The organism is Kitasatospora sp. NPDC004723, from assembly GCF_040609255.1.
Taxonomy (GTDB): domain Bacteria; phylum Actinomycetota; class Actinomycetes; order Streptomycetales; family Streptomycetaceae; genus Kitasatospora.
In genome coordinates, this window is the sequence record NZ_JBEXJT010000004.1 from 208,993 (window position 1) to 220,817 (window position 11,825).

Annotated in this window: 1 protein-coding gene; it reads right to left on the minus strand. The window is 75.8% G+C overall.

What is annotated here, in order from left to right; translation table 11 throughout:
• Positions 1 to 27: 27 nt before the first annotated feature.
• On the minus strand, positions 28 to 11,820 hold the full coding sequence (locus tag ABZW10_RS07410) for an SDR family NAD(P)-dependent oxidoreductase (protein ID WP_355361308.1): 11,793 nt from the start codon (positions 11,818 to 11,820) through the stop codon (positions 28 to 30).
• Positions 11,821 to 11,825 lie beyond the last annotated feature (5 nt).

Sequence of the window (11,825 nt, forward strand, 5' to 3'; positions counted from 1 at the left end):
CGCGGACGGCGCGGACCGGTGGCCTGGTCATGCGGATCCCAACTGCCGGTCGATGTAGTCGAACACCTCGTCGTCGCTGGCCGCCTCGATCAGCTCGGGGGCGAGGTCGTCCACGTCGCCCGTGGGGCGGACGGTGGTGGCCGGTGTCCCGCCGGGCAGCGGGCGGGACAGCACTTCCCGTATCCGGGCCGCGAGTTCGTCGCTGACGCCGTCCGGCGGCAGGGCGTCGAGCAGGCTCTCCAGGGTGTCGAGCCCGGCCCGGACCGCCTCGTCGCCCGTCGGGCGGGCGGCGGCGGCCCGCTCGGCGAGGTGGCGTGCCAGTGCCTCCGGGGTGGGGTGGTCGAAGACGAGCGCGGCCGGCAGCCGCAGCCCGGTCGAGGACGCCAGCCGGTTGCGCAGTTCGACCCCGGTGAGGGAGTCGAAGCCGACGTCCTTGAACGGGCGGGCCGGGCGGATCAGGTTCGGCGAACTGTGGCCGAGCACCGCCGCGGCGTTGCCGCGCACCAGGTCGAGCAGGGTCCGGTACAGCTCGGCCTCGGGCAGCTCGGCGAGCTGCCGCGCCATCGAGCGGGCCGGTGCCGCGGCGGAGGCGGCGCCGGTACGGGCGGGGCGGACCAGGCCGCGGAGCACGGCGGGCAGCCGGTCGTCCGCCCGCAGCACGGACGGGGCGATCCTGGCCGCGAGCCGGTAGGCGTACGGGGAGTCCAGTGCCGCGTCGAACAGGGCGAGGCCCTCCGCCGAGGTCAGCGCGCCCGCCCCGGCGCCCCGGCCCGCGGTGACCGCGGCGGTCATCCCGCTGCGCTCCTCCCACAGGCCCCAGCCGATGGACAGGCCGGGCAGCCCCTCGGCCCGGCGTTCGGCGGCGAGGGCGTCGAGGACCGCGTTGGCGGCGGCGTAGTTCGCCTGCCCGGCCGCGCCGAACTGGGCGGCGCCCGAGGAGAACAGGACCAGCGCCGCGAGGTCGAGGTCGCGGGTGAGTTCGTGCAGGGCCAGCGCCGCGTCCGCCTTGGGCCGCAGGACGCGGTCGAGCCGGTCCGGCGTCAGCCCGGCGATCGTGGCGTCGTCCAGGACACCGGCCGCGTGGACGACGGCGGTCAGCGGGTGCGCGGCGGGCACCGACCCGAGCAGGGCGGCGAGCGCGGCGCGGTCGGCGACGTCGCAGGCTGCCACGGTCACCGACGCCCCGAGCCCGGTCAGTTCCCGTACCAGCTCCGGCATGCCGTCGGCGGATCCGCCCCGACGGCCCGCCAGCAGCAGGTGCCGGGTGCCGTGCGCGACGACCAGGTGCCGGGCCAGGAGCCGTCCCAGGGTGCCGGTGGCCCCGGTGACCAGGACGGTCCCTTCGGGGTCCGGCGCCGCGGGCAGCAGCAGGACGTTCTTGCCGACGCCCCGGGCCTGGCTGAGCGAGCGCAGGGCGGCCGGGGCCTGCCGGACGTCCCAGCCGGTGACGGGCAGGGGACGCAGCACTCCCTGCTCGAACAGGCCCAGGACGTCGGCGAGCATCTCGCCGATGCGCTCCGCACCGGCCTCCATCAGGTCGAACGCCCGGTAGCGCACCCCGGGGTGCTGCCGGGCGACCGTCCCGGGGTCGCGGACGTCGGTCTTGCCCAGCTCCACGAACCGGCCGCCGTTCGGCAGCAGCCGCAGACCGGCGTCGACGAACTCCCGTGCCAGGCTGTCGAGTACGACGTCGACGCCGCGCCCGCCGGTGGCCGTCAGGAACTTCTCGGCGAAGTCGGTGGTACGGCTCGAGGCGATGTGCGCGGTGTCCAGTCCGCCGGCCCGGAGGACGTCCCACTTGGCGGGGGAGGCGGTCGCGAACACCCGCGCACCGGCGTGCCGGGCGAGCTGCACCGCCGCCATGCCGACACCGCCGGCCGCGGCGTGGACCAGGACGGATTCCCCGCGCCGCAGTCCGCCGAGATCGAACAGACCGTAGTAGGCGGTGAGGAACACCACCGGCACGGATGCGGCGCGGGCGAAGGACCAGCCCGCCGGTATCCGGGCGACGGTGCGGCGGTCGGCGACGGCGGTCGGGCCGAACGCGCCCCTGAAGATCCCCATCACCCGGTCCCCGGGCACCAGGTCGTCCACACCCGGGCCCACCTCGACGACGGTTCCGGCGCCCTCGCTGCCCAGGCCCTGCTGTTCGGGGTCGGGGTCCAGGCCGAGCGCGGCGATGACGTCGTGGAAGTTCAGCCCGGCGGCGCGCACCGCGATCCGTACCTCACCCTTGCCCAGCGGGGCGAGGGCCGCGGGAGCGGGCTCCGCCGCGATGTCCTCCGGGGAGCCCCGGCCGTCGGTGGTGAGCCGCCAGGCGGCGCCCTCCGGCAGGGACAGCGTGCCGTCCGGCCGGCCGCCGCGGACCAGCCGCGGCAGCAGCGGCGGGCCGGTCCGCAGCGCCAGCTCGGGTTCTCCGGCGGCGAGCGCCGTGGGCAGGGCGTCCGCCGGCTCGCCGTTCCCGGCCGCGTCGATGAGGACGAAGCGCCCGGGGTGCTCGGCCCGCGCGCTGCGCACCAGGCCCCACAGGGCGGCCTGGGCGGGATCGACGGGACGGTCGACCGCTCCGGTACGGACCGCGTCCCTGGTGAGCAGGGCCAGCCTGGCCGCGGCGAACCGCTCGTCGGCCAGCCACTGCTGTACGAGGGCGAGGCCCCGGCGCGCGGTGGCGCGGACCCGGTCGGCGGGGTCGGGCAGGTCGGCGGTGGCGATGGCCGCCACGATCACCTCGGGGAGGGCGGTACCGGCTGCGAGGGCGGCCCCCAGGGCGTCGATGTCCGGCCATGACACCGCGCCGGGGACGGCACCGCCGAGGGCGGCCCAGGTGGGCACGGCGCTGTCGGCCGGGTCGGTGGCCGGGGTCCAGTCGAGGCGGTACAGCAGGTCGGCGTGGGCGGTCGCGGAGAGCGGCCCGCCCGCGGCCGGAGGCCGCAGCAGCAGGGACTCCACGCCGAGCACCTGCCGGCCGGACAGATCGTGGGCGTGCAGGGTGACGGTGTCCGGCGCGTCGGTCGCGAGCCGCACGCGCAGCGTGGTGGCCCCGGTGATCCCGCCGGTCACACCGTTCCAGCTGAAGGGCAGCCGGGCCCGGCCGTCCTGGTCGGGCAGCAGGGCGGCGATCTGGAGGGCCGCGTCCAGCAGCGCGGGGTGCAGCACGCAGCCGACGGCGTCGGCGTGCTGCGGCTCCGGCAGCACCACCTCGGCGAACACCTCACCGCCGCGGAGCCACGCGGCACGGATGCCGCGGAAGGCGGGGCCGTAGAGGTAGCCGGCCTCGGCGAAGCGCTCGTAGAGGTCGCCGGTGTCCACGGGTTCGGCACCGGACGGCGGCCAGTTCAGCAGACCGGACGCGGCTCCGGCCGGGTCCCCGGCGGGCCGGGGTGCCAGGGTGCCGGTGGCGTGCTCGGTCCAGGGCGCGTCGGCGTCCCGTGTCGTACGGGCGAACACGCTGAGCCTCCGCCGACCGTCGCCGTCGGGCGCGGCGACCCGGAGCTGCAGGTGGACGGCTCCCTCGTCCGGGAGCACGAGCGCCGATCCGAGGGTGAGCTCCTCGACCACCGGGCAGTCCGCCTCGGCCCCGGCGCGCAGCGCGAGTTCGAGAAAGGCCGTGCCGGGGAGGAGGACGACGCCCGACACCGCGTGGTCGGCGAGCCAGGGGTGGGTGCTCAGCGAGATCCGGCCGCTGAGCAGCAGTTCGTCGGCGTCCGCGACCTGCACCGCCGCACCGAGCAACGGGTGCCCGGTCGTGGCGAGCCCCGCCGAGGCGACGTCCCGGCTCGTGGTCGGAACGTCGAGCCAGTAGCGGCTGCGCTGGAAGGCGTACGTCGGCAGCTCGACGCGCCGCGCCCCCGGGAACGCACCCGACCAGTCGACCCCGAGCCCGCTCTCCCACGCACGGCCCACCGCACGCAGCACCTGGTCCACGCCGCCCTCCCCGCGGCGCAAGGTCCCCAGCACCGCGGCATCCGCACCCGCGGCCTCCACCGACTCCCCCACCGCCACGCCCAGCACCGCATGCGGGCTGGACTCGACGAAGAACCGGAAACCCTCCCCCAACAGCGCCTCCGTGGCCTGCCCGAACTCCACGGTCTGCCGGAGGTTGCGGTACCAGTACCCGGCGTCCAGGACCTTCGTGTCCAGCCAACCGCCCGTCACCGTCGAGAAGAACGGCACGGAACCGGAAACAGGCACGATGCCGGCCAGGTCGGCGAGCAACTGCTCGCGGATCTCCTCGACGTGCGCGGAGTGCGAGGCGTAGTCCACCTCGATCAGACGCGCCCGCACCCCTTCGCCGACCAGGGCGTCGACCAGCTCCGCCACCGCGTCCGCGTCGCCCGACACCACCGTCGACGACGGACCGTTGACCGCGGCCACCGACAGCAGGCCCGCCGAGGAGGCGATCCGCTCCCGCACCTCCTCCACCGGCAACGGCAGCGACGCCATACCGCCACGACCCGCCAGCACCTTGATCGCGCGGGAACGCAACGCCACCACCCGCGCACCGTCCTCCAGACTCAGACCACCCGCCACACAAGCGGCCGCGATCTCACCCTGGGAGTGGCCGACCACGGCGTCCGGAACCACGCCGAACGAACGCCACACCTCCGCCAGCGACACCATCACCGCCCACAGCACCGGCTGCACCACATCGACCCGCGCGAGCAGGACCTCCGAACCAAGCGCCGCCGTCAACGACCAGTCCACGTAAGGCTCCAGAGCGCGTTCGCACTCCGCCATCCGCCCCGCGAACACCTCCGACCCGGCCAACAGCTCCGCAGCCATCCCAACCCACTGCGAACCCTGACCCGGGAACACCAGCACCGAACGACCGGAAACCAACCCGCCGCCGGACACCGCAGCACCCTGCGACAGCGCGGTCAGACGCTCGGCGAGGTCCTCCTCCGTACCCACCAGCACCGCGCGGTGTCCCAGCGCGCTGCGGCCCGTGGCCAGGGAGAAGGCCACGTCCGCGGCGCGGACGCCCGACCCGTCTCCGATCCGTGCCGACAGCGCCGCGGCCTGGGCGCGCAGCGCCTCCGGAGTGCGTGCCGAGAGGAGCAAGGGGACGGCGGCGGGTGCGGTCTCCGGTGTCCCGGACCCGTCAGCGAGCGTGGCCGCGGAAGCTGTCGGGTCGTCCGGGGCCTGTTCGAGGATGACGTGGGCATTGGTGCCGCTGACGCCGAAGGAGGACACACCCGCCCGGCGCGGACGGCCCGTGTCGTCCCACGCACGGGCCTCCGTCAGCAGTCGGCCGGCCCCCGCCGACCAGTCCACCTCGGGCGTCGGACCGTCCACGTGCAGCGTCTTCGGCATCACACCGTGCCGCAGGGCGAGCACCGACTTGATGACCCCCGCCACACCGGCGGCAGCCGAGGCGTGTCCGATGTTGGACTTCAGCGAACCGATCCACACCGGACGGTCCACCGGACGGTCCTGCCCGTACGTCGCCAGCAGCGCCTGCGCCTCGATCGGGTCGCCCAACCGCGTCCCCGTACCGTGCGCCTCCACCACATCCACCTCGGACACCGACAACCCCGCGTCCGCCAGCGCCGCACGGATCACCCGCTGCTGCGACGGACCGTTCGGCGCCGTCAGACCATTGCTCGCACCGTCCTGATTCACCGCCGAACCACGGATCACCGCCAGCACCGGATGCCCGTTGCGCCGCGCGTCCGACAACCGCTCCACCAGCACCATGCCCGTGCCTTCGCCGAAGGCGGTCCCGTCGGCCGCCGCGGCGAAGGACTTGCAGCGGCCGTCCGGGGCGAGTCCGCCCTGTCGGCTGAACTCGACGAACAGTTCGGGGCTGCACATCACGTTGACGCCGCCGGCCAGCGCCAGCGAGCATTCGCCGGACCGCAGCGCCCGTACCGCGAGGTGCAAGGCGACCAGGGAGGACGAGCAGGCCGTGTCCACGGTGACCGCGGGGCCCTCCAGGCCGAAGAAGTAGGCCAGGCGTCCGGAGACGATGCTTCCCGAGTTGCCGGTGCCGAGGAACCCTTCGACGTCCTCGGGGATGTGGGGCAGCAGCCGGGCGGCGTAGTCCTGCTGCATCAGGCCGACGTACGTGCCGACCGGGGCACCGCGCAGGGTGGACGGGTCGATGGCCGCGCGCTCGAAGAGTTCCCAGGTGGTCTCCAGGAGCAGCCGCTGCTGCGGGTCCATGGCCAGGGCCTCGCGCGGCGAGATGCCGAAGAACTCCGCGTCGAACTCGGCCGCGTCGTGCAGGAAGCCGCCGTTGCGGGTGATGGAGGTGCCGATGCTGTCGGGATCGGGGTCGTAGAGCGTCTCCGGGCTCCAGCCCCGGTCGGTGGGGAACGCGGAGATGCCGTCGCGGCCCTCGGCCAGCATCCGCCACAGGTCCTCGGGCGAGCGGACACCGCCGGGGAGGCGGCAGGCCGCGGAGACGATCGCGATCCGGTCGTCGTCCGCGTCCCGGTTCCGGACGGCCGGCCCCGCGGGTACGGCGGCCGTGGCGGCTCCGGTGTCCGTGAGTCCGGCGCCCAGGAAGTCCGCGAGCGCCGCCGGGTTCGGGTGGTCGAACACCAGGCTGGCGGGAAGCCGCAGGCCGGTGGCGGCGGTCAGACGGTTGCGCAGTTCGACCGAGGCCAGTGAGTCGAATCCCAGTTCGCGGAAGGCCCGTCCGGGGTCGAGGGTGTCCGGGGAGGCGTGGCCGAGGACTGCTGCCGCGTGGGTGCGGACGAGTTCGACGAGCAGCCGGGTCCGTCCGGTGCCGTCGAGGGCCGCGAGGCGAAGGCGCAGGGCGTTGTCGTCGGCCGTCGCCTCCGCGGCCGTGGCCGCCCGGCGCGGCGGTGTGCGCACCAGGCCGCGCAGCAGCGGCGGCAGGGTGCCGTCCGCCGCCGCGGACCGCAGGGCCGCGGTGTCGAGGCGCATCGGGACCAGGACGGCCCGGTCCACGGTGAGGGCGGTGTCGAAGAGCGCGAGTCCTCGCTCGGTGGAGAGCGGCGGCATCCCGGACCGGGCGAGGCGTCGTACGTCGTCCTCGTCCAGGTGTCCGGTGAGGGCGCTGGGCTGCTCCCACAGGGTCCAGGCCAGGGACTGGCCGGCCAGCCCCGCCGCCCGGCGCCGGGCGGCCAAGGCGTCGAGGAAGGCGTTGGCGGCGGCGTAGTTGGCCTGTCCGGGGCCGCCGAAGGTGCCCGCGGCCGAGGAGAAGAGCACGAAGTGCGTGAGGTCGAGGCCGCGGGTCAGTTCGTGCAGGTGGAGGGCGGCGTCGACCTTGGGCCGCAGCACGGCGTCCACCCGTTCGGGGGTGAGTGCGGTGACGACGCCGTCGTCGAGGGTGCCCGCGGTGTGGACCACGGCGGTCAGCGGGTGCGCGGGCGGCAGGTCCGCGAGTACGGCGGCCAGGGCCACCCGGTCGGCGGCGTCGCAGGCGACGATGGCGGTCTCGGCTCCCAGCCCGGCGAGTTCGGCCCGCAGTTCTTCGGCTCCGGCGGCGGCCGGGCCGCCGCGGGAGAGCAGGAGCAGGTGCCGGACGCCGTGCCCGGTGACCAGGCGGCGGGCGACGTGGGAGCCGAGCAGGCCGGTGCCGCCGGTGATGAGGACCGTGCCGTCCGGGTCGAAGGCCCGGAGGGGCCCCGCCGCGTCGTCCGAGAGGTCCGGGTCGTTCCTGAGGACCCGGACCAGCCGGGGTACGCGCACCTCGTCGCCGCGGACCGCGGACTGCGGTTCTCCCGAGGCGAGGGCCGCGGCGACGCCCGCGGAGGTGCCGTGCTCGTCGTCGGCGTCGAGGTCGAGCAGGGCGAAGCGCCCGGGGTGTTCGGACCGGGCCGAGCGGACCAGGCCCCAGAGCGCGCTGTGCGCGGGGTTGCGTACGTCCTCCCCCTCCCCGGTGCCGACCGCGCCCCGGGTGGCGAACACCAGGCGCGAGCCGGCGAAGCGGTCGTCGGCGAGCCAGGTCCGGACGTCGGTGAGGGCCTGGTGGACGGCCGCGCGGACCGCCGCGGCCGGGCCGGCCGCGTCCGCGGGCTCCGCGCAGTCGAGCAGGACCGTTTCGGGCACCGGGGCTCCGGCGTCGACGGCGGCCAGCAGCGTGGCCAGGTCCGCCGTGCGGTGGACGGGTGCGCCGCCGCCGCGCGGGGGTGCGGTGACCCACTCCGTCGTGTAGAGGTCCTGGTGGCGGCGGCCGTGGGGGGCGCGGTCGGCGCCGAGGCCGACGGTGCCCGCGGGCCGCAGGACCAGCGCGTCCACGGTCGCCACGGGGGCGCCGGTCGCGTCGGCGACGGCGAGCGTCACCGCGTCGGGTCCAGCCGGGGCGAGCCGGACGCGGATCGCGTCGGCGCCGGTGGCGTGCAGGGTCACGCCGTTCCAGGAGAACGGCAGCCGTCCCTCGGGGTGGGCGTCCGCGCCGGGGGTACCGGGCACGCCGGTGGCGTGCAGGGCCGCGTCCAGCAGGGCCGGGTGCAGGCCGAAGCGAGCGGCGTCGGGTGCGGGCCCGGCGGGCACGACGGCCTCCGCGAACAGCTCGTCGCCGCGCCGCCAGGCCGCCCGCAGCCCCTGGAAGGCGGGACCGTAGGCGAATCCGCCCGCCGCGAAGCGGTCGTACAGTCCGTCGAGGGCGAGGGGTTCGGCCCCGGGCGGCGGCCAGGGCATCGGCCCGTCGGCCTCGGCGCCGTCCGCGCCGTCCTGGGCCAGGACGCCTTCGGCGTGCCTGGTCCACTCGTCGTCGGGGTCGCCGTCGGCGGGTGTGTCCGGCCGGGAGTGCAGGCTGAGCGGGCGGTGGCCCACGCCGTCGGGGGCGCCCACGGTGAGGCGCAGCACGGTGCCGCCGTGTTCGGGCAGCACCAGGGGGGCCTCCAGGGTGAACTCCTCGACCCGGGGGCAGCCGACGCGGGCTCCGGCCTGGAGCGCGAGTTCCAGGAAAGCGGTGCCCGGGAGCAGTGCCCGGCCGCCGACGGCGTGGTCGGCGAGCCACGGGTGGGTGCGGGCCGACAGGCGGCCGGTGAGGAGCAGGCCCTCGTTGTCGGCGAGGACCACGACGGCGCCCAGCAGCGGATGGTCCGCGGGGGTCAGTCCGGCGGAGGTGACGTCGGCGACGGGCGCGGCGCCGTCCTCCAGCCAGTACGGGTCGCGCTGGAAGGCGTAGGTGGGCAGTTCCACCCGTCCGGGGCGGCGGCCGGCGAAGACGGCGTCCCAGTCCGGGGAGACTCCGCGCAGGTGGAGTTCGGCCAGCGACTCGGTGAACCGGCGCGGGCCGCCGTCGTCGCGGCGCAGGGTGCCCACGGCGGTGGCGTCGGCGCCCGCGTCCTCGGCGGTCTCCAGGACGCCGACGGTGAGGACGGGGTGCGGGCTGCTCTCCAGGAGGACGTGGTAGCCGTCGGCGAGCAGGGCGCGGGTCGCCTGTTCGAAGCGGACGGTCCCGCGGAGGTTGCGGTACCAGTAGTCGGCGTCCAGGGCGGTGGTGTCCTCCAGCAGGCCGCCGCTGAGGGTGGAGTAGAAGGGGACGGCGGACGGGCGGGGGGTCAGTCCGTCGAGCCGGGCGAGCAGTTCGGTGCGGATGTCCTCGACGTGGGCGCTGTGCGAGGCGTAGTCGACGGGGATGCGCCGGCTGCGGATGTCCAGGGCCGTCGTCCGGTCGAGGAACGCGTCGAGCGCGTCGGCGTCTCCGGAGACCACGGTGGAGGCGGGTCCGTTGACGGCGGCGACGGAGAGCCGGCCGTCCCAGGGGGCGAGGTGTTCGGCGACCTGTTCGGCGGGCAGGGCCACCGAGGCCATGCCGCCGCGGCCGGACAGGGCGCGGATCGCCCGGCTGCGCAGGGCGACGACCCGTGCGGCGTCGTCCAGGGAGAGGGCGCCGGCGACGCACGCCGCCGCGATCTCGCCCTGGGAGTGGCCGACGACGGCGCCGGGGGTGATGCCGTGGGAGCGCCACAGTTCGGCCAGGGAGACCATGACGGCCCACAGCGCCGGCTGCACCACGTCGACGCGTTCGGCCGGCGGGGTGCCCGGGGCGCCGCGCAGGACGGCTTCCAGGGACCAGTCGACGAAGGGTGCCAGAGCGCGCTCGCAGTCCGCGATGCGGGCGGCGAAGGCGGGGGCGGAGTCGAGGAGTTCGACGGCCATGCCGACCCATTGGGTTCCCTGTCCGGGGAACACCAGGGCGACTTCGCCGCCGGTTCCGGCGGTGCCGAGGACCAGGCCTGGGGCTGTGCGGCCGGCCGCCAGGGCGTCGAGGCCGGCCCGGAACTCGTCGGGGTGGGTGCCGATCAGGACCGCCCGGTGCTCGTGCGCGGCGCGGGTCGTCGCGAGGGCGTGGCCGACTTCGGCCGGGCCGGGTCCGGGGTGGGCGTCGAGGTGGTCGCGGAGCCGTGCGGCCTGGGCGCGCAGCGCTTCGGCGGTGCGTCCGGAAAGCACCCAGGGGAGGACGGCAGGGGCGGCGGGGGCGGCGGGGGCGGCGGCCTGGTCCGGGACGGGTTCGTCCGCCTGCTCCAGGACGACGTGTCCGTTGGTGCCGCTGACGCCGAAGGAGGACACCGCGGCCCGGCGCGGCCGTCCGGTCTCGGGCCAGGGGGTGTTCGCGGTGACCAGGCGTACCGCGCCCGCGGTCCAGTCGATCTGCGGGGACGGGTCCTGCGCGTGCAGGGTGGGTGGGACGGTGCCGTGCCGCATGGCGAGGACGGTCTTGATGACGCCGCCGACGCCGGCCGCCGCCTGGGTGTGCCCGATGTTGGACTTCAGCGAGCCGAGCAGCAGCGGCTGCCCGTCCGCGCGGTCCTGCCCGTAGGTGGCCAGCAGGGCCTGGGCCTCGATCGGGTCGCCCAACGGGGTGCCGGTGCCGTGCGCCTCGACCACGTCCACGTCGGCGGGGGTGAGTCCGGCGTTGGCCAGGGCGTGGCGGATGACGCGCTGCTGGGCGGGGCCGTTGGGGGCGGTGAGCCTGCTGCTGGCGCCGTCCTGGTTGACGGCGGTGCCGCGGATCAGGGCGAGCACCGGGTGGCCGTTGCGCCGGGCGTCGGAGAGGCGCTCCAGCAGGAGCATGCCGACGCCCTCGCCCCAGCCGGTGCCGTCGGCGGCGGCGGCGAAGGACTTGCAGCGGCCGTCCCGGGCCAGGCCGCCCTGGCGGCTCATCTCCACGAACGGGACGGGTGTCGACATGACCATCGCGCCCCCGGCCAGGGCCAGGGTGCAGTCGCCGCCCCGCAGGGCCTGGGCGGCGAGGTGGATGGCGACCAGCGAGGAGGAGCAGGCGGTGTCGATGCTGACCGCCGGGCCCTCCAGGCCGAAGGTGTAGGCGACGCGGCCCGAGGCGACGCTGTCGGAGCTGCCGCTGCCGACGTAGCCGGCCACGTCGTCGGGGACCTGGCGCAGCCGTACCGCGTAGTCCTGGTACATCACTCCGGCGAAGACGCCGGTCCTGCTGCCCCGCAGGGTCGCGGGGTCGATACCGGCCCGTTCGAACGCCTCCCAGGTGGTCTCCAGGAGGAGCCGCTGCTGCGGGTCCATCGCGAGCGCTTCGCGCGGGGAGATCCCGAAGAATCCGGGGTCGAAGTGCCCGACGTCGTCGAGGAAGCCGCCCAGGGCGGTGTGGCTGGTGCCCTCGCGCAGTTGTTCCGGGTCGTCCAGGTGGTCCAGGTCCCAGCCCCGGTCGCGGGGGAAGCCGGTGATGGCATCGGTGCCGTCGGTGACCAGGCGCCACAGGTCCTCGGGGGACCGTACGCCGCCGGGGTAGCGGCAGCTCATCGCGACGACCGCGATCGGTTCGCGGCCCGCTTCCTCGGCCTCGGTCAGGCGCCGGCGGGTGTGGTGCAGATCCGCCGTCACGCGCTTGAGGTAGTCCCTCAGCTTGTCGTCGTTCACCATCGGGA

Coding starts and splice junctions, on each gene's coding strand:
- ABZW10_RS07410 (WP_355361308.1), bottom strand. CDS start 11,820: ATGGTGAACGACGACAAGCTGAGGGACTACCTCAAGCGCGTGACGGCG.